The sequence below is a fragment of the Nocardia tengchongensis genome (assembly GCF_054781395.1).
On the sequence record NZ_BAAGUM010000006.1, the window covers coordinates 1,175,727 to 1,192,429 of the forward strand.

At 70.7% G+C, this 16,703-nt stretch carries 15 protein-coding genes; 5 read left to right on the plus strand and 10 right to left on the minus strand.

Annotation, left to right across the window (positions count from 1 at the left end):
• Positions 1-91 precede the first annotated feature (91 nt).
• Complete coding sequence (pcrA, locus tag ACYVKL_RS16575) at positions 92-2,572, plus strand: DNA helicase PcrA (protein ID WP_379164264.1); 2,481 nt, start codon at positions 92-94, stop codon at positions 2,570-2,572.
• Here the strand turns inward: pcrA and ACYVKL_RS16580 are convergent.
• From ACYVKL_RS16580 to ACYVKL_RS16590, 3 genes are read right to left on the minus strand one after another with little or no spacing between them, the layout of a single operon-like run.
• A complete protein-coding gene (locus ACYVKL_RS16580) occupies positions 2,569-2,808 on the minus strand; it encodes a hypothetical protein (protein WP_379164267.1) in 240 nt (79 codons plus the stop codon). The two genes, pcrA and ACYVKL_RS16580, sit on opposite strands and share 4 nt — an antisense overlap.
• Positions 2,805-4,418 (minus strand): cytochrome bc1 complex cytochrome b subunit, encoded by a 1,614-nt coding sequence (qcrB, locus tag ACYVKL_RS16585; protein WP_379164270.1) that lies wholly within the window; start codon positions 4,416-4,418, stop codon positions 2,805-2,807. The genes ACYVKL_RS16580 and qcrB overlap by 4 nt, the downstream gene beginning before the upstream one ends.
• Before the next feature lie 53 nt (positions 4,419-4,471).
• Positions 4,472-5,854: a DUF1731 domain-containing protein gene (locus tag ACYVKL_RS16590; RefSeq protein ID WP_379164273.1), complete on the minus strand. Its 1,383-nt coding sequence runs from the start codon at positions 5,852-5,854 to the stop codon at positions 4,472-4,474.
• 116 nt (positions 5,855-5,970) lie between these two features.
• On the opposite strand from ACYVKL_RS16590, the gene ACYVKL_RS16595 reads away from it, so the two are divergent.
• Positions 5,971-6,195: a helix-hairpin-helix domain-containing protein gene (locus tag ACYVKL_RS16595; protein WP_379164276.1), complete on the plus strand. Its 225-nt coding sequence runs from the start codon at positions 5,971-5,973 to the stop codon at positions 6,193-6,195.
• Here ACYVKL_RS16595 and ACYVKL_RS16600 read toward each other — a convergent pair.
• Entirely contained in the window at positions 6,170-7,792 is a 1,623-nt protein-coding gene (locus tag ACYVKL_RS16600) for an acyl-CoA dehydrogenase family protein (protein ID WP_379164279.1), read from the minus strand. The genes ACYVKL_RS16595 and ACYVKL_RS16600 overlap by 26 nt on opposite strands.
• A 12-nt stretch (positions 7,793-7,804) precedes the next feature.
• On the minus strand, positions 7,805-8,434 hold the full coding sequence (locus ACYVKL_RS16605; protein ID WP_213559316.1) for a TetR/AcrR family transcriptional regulator: 630 nt from the start codon (positions 8,432-8,434) through the stop codon (positions 7,805-7,807).
• 65 nt (positions 8,435-8,499) lie between these two features.
• Here ACYVKL_RS16605 and ACYVKL_RS16610 point away from each other — a divergent pair, with 65 nt between their 5' ends.
• Together ACYVKL_RS16610 and ACYVKL_RS16615 are read left to right on the plus strand one after the other, a co-directional pair.
• Positions 8,500-9,261: a crotonase/enoyl-CoA hydratase family protein gene (locus ACYVKL_RS16610; RefSeq protein WP_379164282.1), complete on the plus strand. Its 762-nt coding sequence runs from the start codon at positions 8,500-8,502 to the stop codon at positions 9,259-9,261.
• A 252-nt stretch (positions 9,262-9,513) separates the two neighbouring features.
• Positions 9,514-10,770, plus strand: a complete 1,257-nt coding sequence (locus ACYVKL_RS16615) for a hypothetical protein (RefSeq protein WP_379164285.1) — start codon at positions 9,514-9,516, stop codon at positions 10,768-10,770.
• A gap of 7 nt (positions 10,771-10,777) precedes the next feature.
• Here the strand turns inward: ACYVKL_RS16615 and ACYVKL_RS16620 are convergent, their stop codons facing one another.
• From ACYVKL_RS16620 to ACYVKL_RS16635, 4 genes are all read right to left on the minus strand, one after another.
• Complete coding sequence (locus tag ACYVKL_RS16620; protein ID WP_379164288.1) at positions 10,778-12,391, minus strand: carboxylesterase/lipase family protein; 1,614 nt, start codon at positions 12,389-12,391, stop codon at positions 10,778-10,780.
• 212 nt (positions 12,392-12,603) lie between these two features.
• Complete coding sequence (locus tag ACYVKL_RS16625; protein WP_213559312.1) at positions 12,604-12,849, minus strand: DUF2630 family protein; 246 nt, start codon at positions 12,847-12,849, stop codon at positions 12,604-12,606.
• Positions 12,846-14,246, minus strand: a complete 1,401-nt coding sequence (gene pdxR, locus ACYVKL_RS16630) for a MocR-like pyridoxine biosynthesis transcription factor PdxR (protein WP_379164291.1) — start codon at positions 14,244-14,246, stop codon at positions 12,846-12,848. The genes ACYVKL_RS16625 and pdxR overlap by 4 nt, the downstream gene beginning before the upstream one ends.
• 33 nt (positions 14,247-14,279) lie before the next feature.
• Positions 14,280-14,993, minus strand: coding sequence for a DUF4184 family protein (locus ACYVKL_RS16635; RefSeq protein WP_379164294.1), 714 nt, complete (start codon positions 14,991-14,993; stop codon positions 14,280-14,282).
• Between the two features lie 57 nt (positions 14,994-15,050).
• Here ACYVKL_RS16635 and ACYVKL_RS16640 point away from each other — a divergent pair, with 57 nt between their 5' ends.
• On the plus strand, positions 15,051-15,740 hold the full coding sequence (locus ACYVKL_RS16640) for a pyridoxamine 5'-phosphate oxidase family protein (protein WP_379164297.1): 690 nt from the start codon (positions 15,051-15,053) through the stop codon (positions 15,738-15,740).
• Between the two features lie 9 nt (positions 15,741-15,749).
• On the opposite strand, the gene ACYVKL_RS16645 is transcribed toward ACYVKL_RS16640, so the two are convergent.
• On the minus strand, positions 15,750-16,616 hold the full coding sequence (locus ACYVKL_RS16645; protein WP_379164300.1) for an Fpg/Nei family DNA glycosylase: 867 nt from the start codon (positions 16,614-16,616) through the stop codon (positions 15,750-15,752).
• Positions 16,617-16,703: the final 87 nt, after the last annotated feature.

The window sequence follows — 16,703 nt, forward strand, 5'->3', positions numbered from 1 at the left end:
TTCACCGGAAATTCGCCGGACCGGCACTAATCGGACACCTGTGCGATCCGGCCCAGCGGCTGTCGGTGCGCGCCGGTAGCGTGGATGGGCGATGAATACGACGGTGGCAAAGGGCGAGCAGAAGACCGAGCAGGCGCGGCGAGACGGAGCGTTGCTCGAGGGTTTGAATCCACAACAGCGCGCCGCGGTGATGCACACCGGCACCCCGCTGCTGATCGTGGCGGGAGCCGGTTCGGGCAAGACCGCGGTCCTGACCCGTCGTATCGCCTATCTGCTGGACGCGCGCGGCGTGCGGCCCAGCGAGATCCTGGCCATCACCTTCACCAACAAGGCCGCCGCCGAGATGCGGGAACGCGTCGCCGGGCTGGTCGGCCCGCGCGCGGCGGGCATGTGGGTGTCCACCTTCCACTCCAGCTGCGTGCGGATCCTGCGCACCCAGGCGTCGCTGTTGCAGGGGATGAACTCCAACTTCTCCATCTACGACGCCGATGACTCGCGCCGGCTGCTGGGCATGATCCTGCGCGATTTCGAGATCGACGCGAAGAAGTATTCGCCGCGCCTGCTGTCCACCGCCATCTCGAATCTCAAGAACGAGCTCGTCGACGCCGCGCAGGCGGCGGCCGACGCCGAGACCGAGGACAGCGAGCTGCCGCGCATCGTGGCCCGGGTGTACGGCGAGTATCAGCGGCGGCTGCGCGCGGCCAACGCCTTCGACTTCGACGATCTGATCGGCGAGACGGTGTCGGTGCTGCAACGGCATCCGCAGGTGGCCGAGTACTACCGGCGGCGCTTCCGGCACGTGCTGGTCGACGAGTACCAGGACACCAACCACGCGCAGTACACGCTGGTGCGTGAGCTGGTGGGCCATCACCGGGGCGGGGTGTGGGGCGATGACCCCGACACCGGCTCGGAGCACCGGGTGCCGCCCTCGGAGTTGTGCGTGGTGGGTGACGCGGATCAGTCGATCTACGCCTTCCGCGGCGCCACCATCCGCAATATCGAGGAGTTCGAGCGCGACTTCCCGGACGCGGAAACCATTCTGCTGGAACAGAACTACCGCTCCACCCAGCACATTCTGACTGCGGCCAACGCGGTCATCGCCCGCAACGAGGGCCGCCGCGACAAGAAGCTGTGGACCGATCAGGGCGACGGCGATCTCATCGTCGGCTACGTGGCCGACAACGAGCACGACGAGGCCTCGTTCGTGGCCCGCGAGATCGACCGGCTGGTCGATCAGGGCGACGCGAACTACGCGGATGTGGCGGTCTTCTACCGCACCAACAACAATTCGCGCGCGCTGGAAGAGATCTTCATCCGGATGGGCCTGCCCTACAAGGTGGTCGGCGGCGTGCGCTTCTACGAGCGCAAGGAAGTCCGCGACATCGTGGCCTACCTGCGGGTGCTGGAGAATCCGGACGACGCGGTGAGCCTGCGCCGGGTGCTCAACACCCCGCGCCGCGGCATCGGCGATCGCGCGGAGGCGTGCGTGGCCGTGCACGCCGAGCAGCGGAACATCGGTTTCGCGCAGGCGCTGCGGGACGCCGCAGCGGGCAAGGTAGCCCTGCTGAATTCCCGTTCGCAGAAGGCTATTTCGGGATTCCTGGAGCTGCTGGAGGAGATCCGGGCGGCCGGGGCGCAAGCCGATATGGACTTCCCCGACGTGGGTTCGATCGTCGAGGCGGTGCTGGATCGCACCGGGTACCGGGCCGAGCTGGAGGCCTCCGACGATCCGCAGGACGGCGCCCGCCTGGACAACCTCAACGAATTGGTGAGCGTCGCACGGGAATTCAGTTCCGAGGCGCGCAACAATGTGGAGGCCGCGCGGGACGAGGGCCTGGTGCCCGAGCAGGCCGAGGGCGAGCCGGAGCCGGGTTCGCTGGCGGCGTTCCTGGAGCGCGTCTCCCTGGTGGCCGATGCCGATCAGATTCCCGAAGAGGGTTCCGGCGTGGTCACCATGATGACCCTGCACACCGCCAAGGGCCTGGAGTTCCCGGTGGTCTTCGTGACCGGCTGGGAGGACGGCCAGTTCCCGCACATGCGCGCGCTGGGCGATCCCGCTGAACTGCAGGAGGAGCGCCGGCTGGCCTACGTCGGCATCACTCGCGCCCGCAAGCGCCTGTACCTGACCCGCGCGGTGGTCCGCTCGGGTTGGGGGCAGCCGGTGTCGAATCCGGAATCCCGCTTCCTGCAGGAGATTCCGGGACATCTGATGGACTGGCAGCGGCTGGAGCCCGCGCCGTCGCAGACCTCTCGCGGGTTCCGCCGGCGCGGCGAAGACGATGGCCTGGAACGGGATTGGACCCGCGGCGACGGCTGGTCGGACACCCGCCCCGGTCTGCGTGACCGTGGTGAGCGGCGTCCGGCCCCCGCCGCGGCCGGGGCCGGGGCCAAGCGCAACAACAGCGGTCTGGTGCTCGCGGTGGGCGATCGTGTCAACGACGACAAGTACGGCCTGGGCCGGGTCATCGCCGCGGAGGGTTTCGGTGCGCTGGCCACGGTCACCATCGATTTCGGCACCGCGGGCAAGATCCGGCTGATCCCCTCCTACAGCCGGACCCTGACCAAGCTCTAGCTGGTGTGGCGGCTGAGGACGTCGTAGGCGCGGACGGCGTCCTCGGGGAAGACCAGGATCCGGAAGTGGTCCTTCAGGTTTCGCCACCGGTGGATGCGCGCCGGGCCGAGGGTGGCGCGCACCCCGTGGGTGTGCAGTAGTTGCCGCACGGCCCGCGCGGACTGCATGTCGTAGGCGGTGGCGGCGGCCACCAGCAGCCCGTATTCCCCGTCGTCGGTGCGTGTCCGGAGTTTCATCCTCGACTCCCGTTGTCCTGCTTCGCTTTCAGCACCATCAGCTGCGCGCGCTCCTCATGATGACTCGAGGCGGTGAGAGCCTCGCGCTCGGCGGCCGGATCCGCCGCCAGAAACCCGCCGGCGCCGGGTTTGCCCGCGGCCCCGAGCTTGCTCATCTTCTTCGGGACCGGCGCACCCTGGTATTCGGCGGCCCCCAGCGACTGATGCACCTCGATGTATTCGCCGTGCGGCAGCCGTTTGACGATCCCGGTCTCGATCCCGCGTTCCAGCACCGCCCGGTCACCGCGCTGCAGTCCCAGGCAGAACCGGTAGGCGACGGTGTAGGCCAGCGGCGGCGCCAGCAGCAGGGCGATCCGGAAGAACCAGGTGGTCGCGTTGAGCGAGACCGAGAATTTCAGCGCGATGATGTCGTTCACGCAGGCGAAGGTGAGCATCAGGTAGAAGGCGATGGCCATGGCCCCGATTCCGGTGCGCACCGGCACGTCTCGGGGCCGCTGCAGCAGATTGTGGTGCGCGGTGTCGCCGGTGAGCCGCTTCTCGATCCACGGGTAGAGCGGGATCACCGCCAGCACCAGGCCCATCACCACGGCCACCCAGAACGCGGCGGGAATGGTGTAGCCGCCCAGGTAGATCTCCCAGGGCGGCATGAGCCGGGCCAGGCCGTCGGTCCACATCATGTAGAAGTCGGGCTGGGAGCCGGCCGACACCTGGGCGGGGTTGTAGGGCCCCAGGTTCCAGATCGGGTTGATCTGGAACAGGCCGCCCAGGAGCGCGACGGTGGCGAGGGTGAAGGCGAAGAACGCGCCCTGGTCCAGGGAGAACACCGGAACGATGCGCGCCCCCACCACGTTTCGCTCGGTGCGGGCGGGTCCGGGGAACTGGGTGTGCTTCTGGTACCAGACCAGGGCGATGTGCGCGCCGATCAGCGCCAGCATGATGCCAGGGAACAGCAGTACGTGGGTGATGTAGAGGCGCGGGATCAGTACGGTGCCGGGGAATTCGCCGCCGAACAGGAAGAAGTGGGTCCAGGTGCCGATGACCGGGACGGCCATGGTGATGCCGCCCAGGGGTGAGCGCAGGCCGGTGCCGGAGAGCAGGTCGTCGGGCAGCGAGTAGCCGAAGTAGCCCTCGAACATGGCCAGGATCAACAGGATCGCGCCGATCACCCAGGTGGCTTCGCGGGGTTTGCGGAAGGCGCCGGTGAAGAACACCCGGAACAGGTGGATGATCATCGACGCCGCGAACAGCAGAGCCGCCCAGTGGTGGACCTGCCGGACGAACAGTCCGCCGCGCACGTCGAAGGAGATGTCGAGAACGCTGCGGTAGGCGGCGGACATGCGGACGCCGCGCAGCGGCTGGTACACGCCGTTGTAGGTGACCTCGGTCATGGAGGGTTCGAAGTACAGGGTCAGGTAGACGCCGGACAGCAGCAGGATGATGAAGCTGTAGAGCGCGATCTCCCCGAGCAGGAACGACCAGTGCGTCGGGAACACCTTGTTGATGGAGCGTTTCAGGCCCGCGGCGAGGTGATACCGCTGGTCGGCGGCATCGGCGCGGTTCGCGGTGGCGGTCATGACCATGAGACGCCGGCGGGCCCGGAAACGTGACATCCGATTACGACAGATTGTCGTAGATCACAGTCGCCCGGTTGCCCGGGCCGCGGCTACCGCGGCAGCAGGTTCGACAGGGCTTCGTCGAGGGTCGGGTAGCGGAAGCGGAACCCGTTGTGCCGCAGCACTTCCGAGGTGGCGTGCCGTCCGGTCAGGCCGAGCGCCGGGTCGGTGCGCAGCAGCACCGCGCCGACGGTCAGGGCGGCCGCGGGGGTGGGCGGCGACCACGGGCGGCGCAGTTGCCGGCGCAGGGTGGCCATCAGTTCCTTGTTGCGTACGGGGAAGTCGGTGGCCGCGACCACCACGCCGTTGGGCAGCGCGACCCGGGGGTCCAGGCCCAGGCCCGCGCGCACGATGGCCAGCCAGTCCTCGAAGTGGATCCAGCTGAACCACTGTCGTCCGTTGCCGACGCTGCCACCCAGGCCCGCCTTGGTCAGCTGGGCCAGGCGTTTCAGCGCGGGGGCGTCCGGGTCCAGGACGATCGAGGTGCGCAGGACGATCCGATGCGTGGCGTTGGCCCCGTCGAAGGCGGCCTCCCAGGGCGCGGCCACGCCGGTCATCTGCGGCAGGCCGGGTTCGGGCAGCGGGGTGCCCTCGACGCACCGGATCTCCCCCGCGTCGGCCCAGATGGCGGTGGTACTCGCCTGGATCCAGTAGTCGATCGGCCGGTCCAGCGCCTTCGAAGCCTCCACCAGCGCCCGGGTCGAATCCACCCGGCTGCGGCGCAATTCGGCGATATTGCCGGCGGTGGGGCGGCAGTCGACGAGCTTGCCCGCGAGGTTGACGACCGCGGTACGGCCCGGGTTGCGCAGGGCGTCGGCCCACGCGCCGACGCCGCGGCCGTCCCATTCGTATTGCGGGTAGGGCAGTTCCGGCAGGGTGCGCCGAGTGAGGATGACGACCCGCTGCCCGCGGCAGGCGAGGTCGGCGGCCAGGATGCGGCCCAGTGCGCCGGTGCCGCCGGCGATCACGATGGTGAGCGCGTCCTCGGCGGGGCGCAGTCCGGCCAGTTGCGCCAGCCGCGTGAAGCAGGTGTGGGCGTCGGTCTCGAGCAGGTCGCCGACGACCTTGCGCATGACCGCGGCCGACGGCCCGCTGAAGGTGAGCTGCTGACCGAGTTCGGTGCCGCCGTCGCGCGGGGTCAGCACCCAGCGCATCCGCATGGTCCCCGCGGGTTCGGGCTGTTCGAGGGTGATCTCGCGATCGGGCACGAAGGTCGAGAGCACGAACGGTTTCGCGAGCCTGTCGTGCACGGCACCGGTGACGCGCCCGCGCGGCAGGTAGTCACCGCTGACGCCCGCGGCGGGCGCGCCGTGCAGGGTCAGCGCGGCGACAGCGGGATTCCATTCCGGCAGGCGAGCCGGATCCCCGAGCACGGTCCACAGCTGCTGCGGCGGCAGGGCGATCCACTGGCTGTACGTCGTTGTACGAGGCATGCTTCGACGCTATTACCGCAGGGCCCCGGCCGGAAGCGTGGCCTTCGTTGCAGCCCGCGCGTCGCGTCGCTGCCGGCTTTCCACAGGCGGGTGAGGTAGCGGCCTAGGCTCGGGCCATGAGCGATCCGATCTGGCCCCGCGGCGTCTCCGCTCCGGCGGCGCGGGCCCTCGCCGCCGCCGGGTATCGCAGTCTGGAGCAGCTGGCCGGGGTGCGGGAGCGCGAGCTACTGGCCTTGCACGGTATGGGCCCGAAGGCGATTCGGGTGTTGCGCGAGGCCCTGGTTCGCCCAGGGCCTCGACTTCGGCTGATCCGCGTCAGTCGACGTAGGCGCGCTGGATGATGGACTCGACGTCCACGCCGGCGGGCAGGGTGCCGAAGGCGATGCCCCAGTCACCGCCGAACCTGGTCCGGCAGAAGGCGTCCGCGACGGCCGGGTGGCCGTGCCGCACCAGTTGCGCGCCCTGCAGCACCAGCGCCATCAGCTCCACCACGCGGCGGGCGCGGTATTCGATGTCGGCGAAGTCGGTGAGCTCCTTGCCGATTCGGTCGATCGCTTCGTCGAGGTGGCGGTTGCCGCCGCGCGCGAGGTTCACCTCGTTGAAGAAGGCTTCGACGGTCTCGGGCTGACGTCCCATGGCGCGCAACGCGTCCAGCGCCGCCACATTGCCCGAGCCTTCCCAGATGGACATGAGTGGGGCTTCGCGGTACAGCCGCGGCATGCCGGATTCCTCGGCGTATCCGTTGCCGCCGAAGCATTCCAGCGCTTCGGCCGCGTGCGCGGGGGCACGCTTGCACACCCAGTACTTGGTGACCGCGAGCGCGATGCGGCGCAGCGCCGCCTCGGCGGGGTCGCTGTCGGCGCGGTCGGTGGCGCCGGCCAGGCGCATCATGACGGTGGTGGCGGCGTCGGACTCGATCACCAGGTCGGCCAGCACGTTTCGCATGGCGGGCTGATCGACGAGCTTCTTGCCGAACACTTCCCGGTGGCGCGCGTGGTGGGTGGCGAACACGACCCCGGCGCGCATGCCGGTGGCCGAACCGATCACGCAGTCCAGGCGGGTCATGTTGACCATTTCGATGATGGTCTTCACGCCGGCGCCCTCCGCGCCGACCAGCCAGCCGATGGCGTTCTCGTACTCCAGTTCCGAGGAGGCGTTGGACTTGTTGCCCAGCTTGTCCTTGAGTCGCTGGATGCGCAGTGCGTTGCGGGTGCCGTCGGGCAGTACCCGGGGCAGCATGAAGCAGGACAGTCCGCCCGGCGCCTGGGCGAGGGTCAGGAACATGTCGCCCATGGGGTGCGAGGTGAACCATTTGTGGCCGACGATGCGGTAGGTGCCGTCGGGCAGCGGGGTGGCGGTGGTGGTGTTGGCGCGGACGTCGGAGCCGCCCTGCTTCTCGGTCATCGACATGCCCGCGATGAGTCCGGCCTTGGTGGACGGTTCGCGCAGGCCGAAGTCGTAGACGCGGGAGGCGAGCAGCGGCTCGAAGGTGGCGGCGAGTTCGGGATTGTGGCGCAGCGCGGGCACCACGGCGTAGGTCATGGAGATCGGGCACATGTGCCCGGCGTCGGCGATGCCCCAGGTGTAGAACTTGGCCGCGCGGGCGGTGTGCGCGCCGGGACGGTCGTCCTGCCAGGGCGCGCCGTGCAGCCCGTGCGTCACCGCGACGTCCATCAGGTTGTGCCAGTACGGGTGGAATTCCACCTCGTCGATGCGGTGGCCGTAGCGGTCGTGGGTGTGCAGGACGGGCGGGTACTCGTTGGCGACGCGGCCCCACTCCTGGGCTTCCGTCCCGCCCGCGAGGATGCCCAGTTCCCGCACTTCGGCTTCGGCCCAGCCCGCGCCTTCCCGGTGCAGGCTCTCGATCAGCGCGGGATTGCGGGAGTTGTCGAACGGGGCGATCGGCGGCACCTGGTTGAAGACGTCGTGCGTGTGCATTGCGGGTGACTCCTATTCGTGGGGGACGCCGAGGCTTTCGGGGGGAACGCCGAGGGCGCGCAGGGCGAAGGCGACCAGTTCCGGCAGCACCGATTCGCTCTGGAGTTGTTCGGACAGCGGGCCGACCAGCACTTCGCCGATGGCCCCGACCAGCGCGGTGGCGGAGGTGCGCGGATCCTGCGGCGGCAGTTGACCATCGGCGATGCCGTCGGCGATCGCGGACACGTAGGTTTCGGCGAAGGCCCGGCGGAAGCGCAGGCGTTCGGCGTCGACGACCGTGTCCACGGGTTCGGCGAGCAGCACGTAGGCGAGCTTGGGGTTCTTGAGGGCGCGGCCGGCGAAGGTCTCGACGGCGGCGGTGACCCGGTCCGGCGCGGTACGGCCCGCCCCCGCCGCCCCGGCCGCGCGAACCGCGTCGACCTCGCGGGTGACGACTTCGCGGAAGACGGCGGTGACGAGTTCGGCCTTGCCGCTGAAGTTCTTGTAGACGGTGCCGGTGGCGACTCCGGCCTCGGCGGCGACCGCTGCCATGGACAGTCCGGTGAAGCCGTCGCGGGACAGCACGGTCATGGCGGCGCGCACGATCGACCCGGATTGAGCATCCAGACGTGCCTGGACAGCGGGTGTTCTCCGGTAGGCCATACAAGAAGTGAACCACCGATTCATTTCTTGACGCAACCCCCGGTTTACGGCGTAACGTCGGGTTCGTGACAGTACGAGTGGAGCGCAACGGCCCTGTCTACACCGTGATCCTGCACCGCCCGGGAGCCCGCAACGCGGTCGACGGACCCACGGCGAAAGCCCTCGCCGACGCCTTCCGCGACTTCGACGCCGACCCCACCGCGGCGGTGGCCGTGCTGTGGGGCGAAGGCGGCACCTTCTGCGCCGGCGCCGACCTCAAAGCGCTGGGCACCGAACGCTCCAACCAGGTCACCGAGGACGGCGACGGCCCCATGGGACCGACCCGGATGAAGCTGTCCAAGCCCGTCATCGCCGCCGTCTCCGGCTACGCGGTGGCGGGCGGCATCGAGCTGGCGCTGTGGTGCGATCTGCGAATCGCGGAGCAGGACAGCACCTTCGGCGTCTTCTGCCGCCGCTGGGGCGTGCCGCTCATCGATGGCGGCACGGTGCGGCTGCCGCGCGTCATCGGCGAGGGCCGCGCCATGGACCTGATCCTCACCGGCCGCGCGGTCGGCGCGACCGAGGCATTGCAGATCGGCCTGGTGAACCGGGTGGTGCCGAATGGCGAATCCCGGCGCGCCGCAGAGGAACTCGCGCTCGAACTGGCGGCGCTGCCGCAGACCTGCCTGCGCTCGGACCGGATGTCGGTGCTGGAGCAGGACGGTCTCGAGGAGCCCGAGGCGATCGCCAACGAACTGCGGCACGGGATGAAGGCGCTGATGGACGGGGCCCTGGATGGTGCGCAGCGTTTCGCGGCGGGTGCGGGCCGGCACGGCAGCAGCGCCTGACGCACCGGACGACGGCGGGCGCGGGACAGCGATCGGCGGCGACCTGGACGGTCGCGCCGGTGAGGTCGGCATCGCTCGGCACGGGCGGCGGCATCGCTCGGCACGGGCGGCGGCATCGCTCGGCACGGGCGGCGGCATCGCTCGGTGCGGACGGGCAGCACCGCTCGGTGCGGACGGGCAGCATGGGGTGCGCGGAAGCCCCGTATACGCCCGGCAGCGCGCTGCCGGACCGATCGGTACGCTAGCCGTTCGATGAATCGGCTGAGCGTGCTGGACGAGATCTTCCTGCGGTCGCATCGGGGCCTCGGAACCCCGATCGTCCTGCAGGGACTCTGGCGTACCGCCGAACCGGTGCATCCGGCGCTGCTGTGGCGGGTTCACCGGGATCTGCGCACCGGGCCGCTCGGCCGCCGGGTGGTGCGCTCGCGGGTGCCCGGGGCGCGCCCGCGCTGGCAGCCCAACGAGTCCGCGTACCCGTTCACCATGACGACCGATCCGATTCCGGCCGGCACGATGCTGGACTGGGCCGACCGCCAAGGCGACGACCTCAACCCGGAGACCGGGCCCGGCTGGCGACTCTCGGCGGCGCGGCTCGACGACGGCGGCTGCGTGGTCGCGCTGACCTGCTCGCATGCCCTGGCCGACGGCCGCGCCCTGACCCTGGCCATCGACAACGCGCTGTCCGGTATCCCGCTCGCGGCGCCCGTGACGGGGCATTCGGATTGGGCCGACGCGCGCAGCATGTGGGCGACGGTGCTGGGCGGGACCGCCCGCGCGCTGCGCCGCGGCATCCCGGAGCGTCCGGCGCCGGTCGCGCATCGAAAGACGCTCGCGGGCAACGGGAAATCGAAGCGGCCGACGGTTGCGGCCAGCCGCGCGACCGCCTTCCAGATTCCGGCCCGCGACTGGAATCGCGTCGCGGTCGCGCACCAGGGCACCGCCAACAGCCTGTTCGTGCACCTGATCGCGAAGATGTTGTGGGCCAGTGGATTCACCGCCGACACCATCGCCGCCAGCCTGCCCGTCGACACCCGCGACGAACCTCGGGTGGACAACGACATGTCGATGACCGAGATCGCCATCACCCGCGACGACACCCCGGCGTCGCTGCGGCGCAAGGCCCGCGCGGCCTACGAGCACCGCATGACCAGCCCCGGCGGCATCCCCGAGGAACTGCTCCAGGTCGTGCCCGACCGGTTGGCGTATCGGCTGGCCAAGGGCGCGGGCGAGCGGGACATCCTGTGCTCCAACATCGGAAACCTCCCGGAGTCCCTGCTGGCGCTGGGGCCGCACGCCTGCACCGGGGTGGCGGCGCGCGCCATCCACCCGGGATTGCGGCTCGACGCGCTGCCGCGCACCCGGCTGTCCGGGTATCTGACCCGCATCGCCGACACCTACACGCTGTCGCTGGTCGGCCTCGACCCGGACGCCGTCCCGACCTCGGCCGCGCTCACGGCGCTGGCCGAGGCGGAACTGTCCGCGCTCGGCCTGCCGCACACCCGGTGGTGACCGCCGCTCAGGTCAGGGCGGGAATCCGAACCCCTTGCCAGGCCACGCGTTTGGCGCCCTCCGGATCGAATTCGACGCGACCGGGCGAATCCATGATCATGGTGGCCCGCCGCTCCTCGGTGTAGGCGGGCCAGTTCGGCAGCGGGCTCCCGGTGCGCGCGAAGGCCAGCCAGTTGTCCTGGAACTGGCGTGACACCGCACGGAATCCGCGATGCCCGCCCAGCGCCGTCATGGCCCGGCCGACCACCGAGTCGACCGCGCCGAACACCGGGACCAGGTCCAGGGCGTGGGTCGCACCGAACCCGCTCAATTGCAGTGCGCGCGGCGCGAAGTCGTAGCGGTACGCGTAGGTGGGCGCGAACCGGCTGTGCGCCTCCATGACTCGGACCGAGGGCCGCCAGAAGGTGAAGTCGCCGCCCATCCGGACGGTGGCCTTCCGGCCGGGGAAGCCGGGATAGGCCGCGGCCACCCGGGATTCGACGGCGGCGCCGTATTCGCTGAGCCGCTCGTGCAGGCGTTCCTCCGAGGTCGGCATGGCCCGGCCCAGCTTGGTGAAGATGGGGCCCTCGTCGTCGGTGCCCAGGGTCTGGTCGACGTGGTGCAGCAGCCAGCGCATGCGGTCGGGGGTGGTGGGCAGGGTGTCGTCGAGGCGCACGAACAGGGTGGCCTCGTCGCGGTTGGTGCCCAGGATCAGCGGCACCCGATGCGCGGTGCCGTTGACGAACGCGGAGACCGGCGCGACGGGCAGGAAGTCGCCGTCCACCGTCGGGGCCACCGGGAACAGGCCCGGCTGTTCGTGCATGACGCGGGCCAGCGCGTGGTCGACTCCCTTGCGAATGTCGTTGGCGGGGGCCGTGCTCAGCGCTTGCGCCGCGTCCGCCGGGTCGATGCCCATCCGGTCGAGGCAGCGCCGGGCGAACAGGCGGGCCTCGGCCTGGCTGGGCGCCCAGTCCGCGGGCGCGCTCTGCGCGATGCCGCGATGGAACAGTCCGGCCGCGGCGGGTGTGGCCATCAGCGACAGCACCGCGTGCGCGCCGGCCGATTCGCCGAAGATGGTGACATTGTTCGGGTCGCCGCCGAAGGCCGCGATATTGCGCTGCACCCATTCCAGGGCCGCGACCTGGTCGCGCAGTCCCAGGTTGGAATCGAATTGCCGGTCGGGCGTGGAGTATTCGCCGAAGTCGACGTAGCCGAACGCGCCGAGCCGGTAGTTGACCGACACCACGACGACGTCGCCGCGCGCCGCCAGCCGCGCCCCGGAATACAGGCGCAGGGCGGAGGTTCCGACCATGTAGCCGCCGCCGTGGATGAACACCATCACCGGCCGTGGCGCGGCCGAGGGCGTATTCGGCGCGGCCACATTCAGGGTGAGGCAGTCCTCCCCCGTCGGCTGCACCTGTCGCGGCCCGAGCCGGGCGCCTTCACGCTGTTGCATTGCGGCGTAACCGAAGTCGGTCGCCTCGCGCACTCCGCTCCACGGCTGGACCGGTTGCGGCGCACGAAAACGCCACTCCCCGACCGGAGCCGCCGCGAAGGGAATGGACCGCCAGCGCGAAACGCGGCGGCCACGGATTCCGCGAACCACCCCGTCCGCGGTCGTGATGTCTGTCGTTGCCACCATTGAAAAAGGGTAAACCGAACTCGGGGGACCTCCCAGGGCCTTACCGGCCCCGAATCCCACGGGCACCAGGCCTTGCCCCTCCGCCGATTCCCTTGCACCGCGTGCCCGGCTCGGTCCGGCCGGCCGCGCCGGCACGCCGGTCCCGACCTGGGCCGGACACAGATTCGGGGCCGCTCGGTGTGGGCGGCCCCGGCCTGCGGGTGCTGGGGTTGCTACTGCAGATAGCCCTCGACCTGGCGAGGGGAGCTGGGCTGGGCCTCGTCGGGGTTGCGGCCCTGGTCGAGGCGGGCGCGGCGCTGACGGAGCAGGTCCCAGCACTGGTCGAGTTGGACCTCGATATCGGCGAGCTGGCGGCGTTCGGCCTCCGGGTCGAGTTCGCCGCCGGTGGTCTGGGCGCGCAGCTCATGCTCACGATCCACGAGTTCCTTGATACGCGCGTGGATGTCCTTTTCGGTCATGCGGTCCACTGTACGACCCGGGCCAGCGCGGACCCGGCCGACCGGACCGCGCCGGGCAGGTCCGCCGCAGGTAGGGCGGCGTATCCGAGGGCGATGCCGAAGGTGCGCCGGGGGCCGACGTGGTGGCGGGCCAGCCCGTCCAGGTAGACGCCGTTCGCGCGGGCGGCGGCGATCGCGCGATCCTCCTGGTCCGCGGTCGCGAGCGGGAGGAAGACGTGCGAGCCCGCGTCGTCGCCGCGCACCTCCAGGCCGTGGCGGCCCAGCTCCGCCAGCACCAGGGCGCGCCGGGCGGGCATGTCGCGGCGCAGGCGGCGCAGATGCCGGGCGAGATCGCCGTTGCGGGCCAGTTCGGCGACCACCTGCTGCCCGGCGGGCGCCGGGCTGGTGCCGGTGAGTTCGCGATACGCGAGCACGGCCTCGGCGACGGCCGGATCCGCCACCAGCCAGCCGATCCCGAGCGTGGGGGTGAGGATCTTGCTGGTGGTGCCCAGGTGCACGACCCGGTCCGGGGCGAGGGTGGCCAGCAGCGGCAAAGGCGCGGTGTCGTAGCGCAATTCGCCGTCGTAGTCGTCCTCGATCACGAGTGCGCCGGTGCGCCGCGCGAACTCGACCAGCTCGACCCGCCGGGCGGCGGGCATGCGCGCGCCGATCGGGAACTGGTGCGCGGGCGTGCAATACACCATGCGGGCGGTCTCGGGCAGCAGGTCCACCCGCAGTCCCTCGGCGTCGACCGGCACCGGTGCCAGCCGCGCGCCCGCCGCCCGGAACGCCCCGGCCGCCCGTTGATATCCGGGGTCCTCGATCGCCACCACGTCGCCGGGGCGCAGCAGCGCCGTCGCCAGTTCGCCTGCCGCCGCGCTGGTTCCGGCGGTGGCGAGCACCGCCGTCCCGCTGCCCGCGCCCAATCCCCGATGCCGCAGCAGATGCTCGACGACGGCGTCCCGGTACGCCGCCTCCCCGCGCCGGTCCCGCCGGATCAGGGGTGGCCGGTCGGAGGCGGCCCGCCAGGCGCGCCGCCAGGCGGCGGGGTCGATGGTCTCGATGGACGGCGCGCCCGAGCCCAGGTCCAGTAGTCCCGCGAGCGGGTCGACCCGTTGCGGCCCGGCGGTCTGCGCGTCCACCGGTGGGGGCGTGGCGGTCAGGTAGGTGCCCGACCCGTGCCGCCCGTCCAGCCAGCCTTCCGCGTGCAGCTGGTCGTAGGCGGCGGTGACCACGGTCCGGCTCACCCCGAGCCGTTGCGCCAGGTCGCGGGACGACGGCAGCCGGTCGCCCCCGCGCAGTGCGCCGCTGGTCGCGGCCCGCCGCAGCCCGTCGGCCACCTGCGCGGCGAGCGGCACCCGCCCGTCCCGCTCGATGGCGAACGGGAGGTCGTCGTCGACCAGGCGATTCGCTCGCAAGTGGACTCCTGGGTATTCGGCAACCGGTTGATGTCAGGATGCCACTCGACGCCGCCGGACCTGGGACCAGAGGGCGTAGAGCAGGAAGCCGATCGCCGCGCTGGTGATCGCGTAGATCGTCATGTGCCGGACGCAGTCGTAAAGGCTCACCCGTGCGATCGGATCGGTGCGCGCGTAGAGCGCGGTGAGCGCCGCGACCCTGGCCAGCGCGCCGATAACCCACGCGCGCAAGGGATCCGGGTCGATGGGCCGAGCGCGGCGGTACCACGCGATAGCGTAGCCCGCGAGCAGGAGCATGCCGCCGATCGACGAGACGTAACCGATCACGTTGTACACCCGGTGCGGCCCGATCACCGACTCCCGCAACAGCTCCCAATGCTGCACCGCGATACCGTCGGTGTGGGTGAATTCGTCCCAGGCCAGGTGGGTGACCGCGCCGATCACGAGTGCCGCCACGGCAGTCGCCACCCGTGGCCGGCTGATGGCGATGGCCTTGCCGAGCATTCCCGACACCGTGCCGCGCAGCATCGCGCCGACGGCGACCAGGATCGCCCCGAGCAGCGCGTCGACCGGCAGGCCCGGCAGCGAATGCGTCAGCGATCCATCCACACCCGTCCACAGGTAGTACGGCAGGTCCGGCGCGATGCTCCCGGCGACCAGTCCCGGAAACCACAGCACCCGCCGCAGTGGCAGGACGGCCGACGGATGCGCGAGTGTGAACGGCACGAATTCCCCCAAGTGGTCCACTGATCTTCCGCGGAATTGGCTATTCAGCAATGCCAATTCCCGGCCGAAACTGGTCACATGAGTGAGACAGCGTCGACCCGGACCCCATTGTCACCCACGCCGCGCAGCAGCCTCACCCGCGCCAAGGAGCGGGGCCGCACCGACCGCGCCGACCTGGAAGCCATCCTCGACGCCGGTCTCATCTGCCACCTGGGTGTCCTGATGCACGGCGCGCCCGTGGTCATCCCCACCATCTACGGCCGCGACGGCGACACCCTGTACCTGCACGGCTCCACCGGCGCCGGCAACCTGCGCACCGCCATGACCGGCGATGTCTCGCTGACCGTCACCCACGTCGACGGCATCGTCTACGCCCGCTCCGCCATGCACTTCTCGATGAACTACCGCTCCGCCGTAATCCACGCCCGCCCAACCGAACTGACCGACCCGGCCGAACGCATGCACGCCCTGCGCGTCATCGTCGACCAGGCCGCCCCCGGCGCGTGGGACACGGTCCGCTCCCCCGACAAGAAGGAAATGGCCGCCACCCTGGTCCTGGCCCTCGACCTCACCGAGGCCTCGGTCAAGATCCGCACCGGCGGCCCCCGCGACACCCCCGAGGACATCGCGACCGGCGGCGTCTGGGCGGGCGTCCTCCCCCTGCGCCAGGTCTTCGACGCCCCCATCCCCGCAGCCGATCTGGATGCGGGAGTGGAGGTTCCGGCGTACGTGCTGGATCGCTGCACCGAGGTGACGGCCTCGGTCTGAGGCCGGGCGCTACTTCAGGAGGCGGGACATGCGGCGGTCGGCGAGGATCTTGCCGGCGGTTTGGCAGGTGGGGCAGTACTGGAAGGACTTGTCCGCGTAGGAGACTTCGCGGACGGTGTCGCCGCAGACGGGGCAGGGCAGGCCGGTGCGGGCGTGAACCTGGAAGCCGGAACGCTTTTCGCCCTTGAGGCGGGCGGCGTCCTGGCCGACGGAGCGTTCGATGGCGTCGGAGAGGGTGGCGCGCATGGCGTTGTAGAGGCGCGACACCTGCCGGGCGTCCAGGGTGCCGGAGTTGGCGAACGGCGAAAGTTTTGCGGTGTGCAGGATTTCGTCGGAGTAGGCGTTGCCGATGCCGGCCAGCAGGGTCTGGTCGGTGAGGGCGTTCTTGACGCGCTGGGAGGTGCCGCCGAGGATTTCGGCGAATTCGGGTTCGCCGACCGCGAGGGCGTCGGGGCCCAGGCGGGCGATGCCGGGCACCGAGAGCGGGTCGGCCGTAACCCACACGGCCAGGCGCTTCTTGGTGCCCGCCTCGGTGAGATCGAAGGCGGGCGTGGCTCCTTCGGGGGTGAAGAAGTGCACGCGCAGGGCGAGCGGGCCCTTACCGGGCTTGGGCGGGTTGGCCCCGGGCTCGTCGATCCAACGCAACCAGCCGCCGCGCGACAGGTGAGTGATCAACCACAGCCCGTCGCAATCCATTCCGAGGTGCTTGCCCCAGTGCCCCACCCCGGTCACGTCGCGCCCGGACAGCGCGGTCGCCGGCGGATCGAAGGTCTTCAGAACACTCAGCGCGGCCACGTCGACACGCCCGACCACGGCCCCCACCGCATGCTCGACCAGAAACTGTTCGAGCGCCACTATCTCCGGTAGTTCGGGCAACGGATCTCCTCCAATCCCCGAGGCATCCACCCGGAAGCCTGCGACCTGGATGATCGGCCTCCACCCTAACCCCGGCCCCCGACACCC

What these genes read in the sequence shown, in the direction of transcription:
- ACYVKL_RS16595 (WP_379164276.1), top strand. Translation starts at nt 5,971, where the DNA reads ATGAGCGATCCGATCTGGCCCCGCGGCGTCTCCGCTCCGGCGGCGCGG.
- ACYVKL_RS16605 (WP_213559316.1), bottom strand. Translation starts at nt 8,434, where the DNA reads ATGGCCTACCGGAGAACACCCGCTGTCCAGGCACGTCTGGATGCTCAA.
- ACYVKL_RS16640 (WP_379164297.1), top strand. Translation starts at nt 15,051, where the DNA reads ATGAGTGAGACAGCGTCGACCCGGACCCCATTGTCACCCACGCCGCGC.
- ACYVKL_RS16625 (WP_213559312.1), bottom strand. Translation starts at nt 12,849, where the DNA reads ATGACCGAAAAGGACATCCACGCGCGTATCAAGGAACTCGTGGATCGT.
- ACYVKL_RS16600 (WP_379164279.1), bottom strand. Translation starts at nt 7,792, where the DNA reads ATGCACACGCACGACGTCTTCAACCAGGTGCCGCCGATCGCCCCGTTC.
- ACYVKL_RS16580 (WP_379164267.1), bottom strand. Translation starts at nt 2,808, where the DNA reads ATGAAACTCCGGACACGCACCGACGACGGGGAATACGGGCTGCTGGTG.
- pcrA (WP_379164264.1), top strand. Translation starts at nt 92, where the DNA reads ATGAATACGACGGTGGCAAAGGGCGAGCAGAAGACCGAGCAGGCGCGG.
- ACYVKL_RS16615 (WP_379164285.1), top strand. Translation starts at nt 9,514, where the DNA reads ATGAATCGGCTGAGCGTGCTGGACGAGATCTTCCTGCGGTCGCATCGG.
- ACYVKL_RS16590 (WP_379164273.1), bottom strand. Translation starts at nt 5,854, where the DNA reads ATGCCTCGTACAACGACGTACAGCCAGTGGATCGCCCTGCCGCCGCAG.
- ACYVKL_RS16620 (WP_379164288.1), bottom strand. Translation starts at nt 12,391, where the DNA reads ATGGTGGCAACGACAGACATCACGACCGCGGACGGGGTGGTTCGCGGA.
- qcrB (WP_379164270.1), bottom strand. Translation starts at nt 4,418, where the DNA reads ATGTCACGTTTCCGGGCCCGCCGGCGTCTCATGGTCATGACCGCCACC.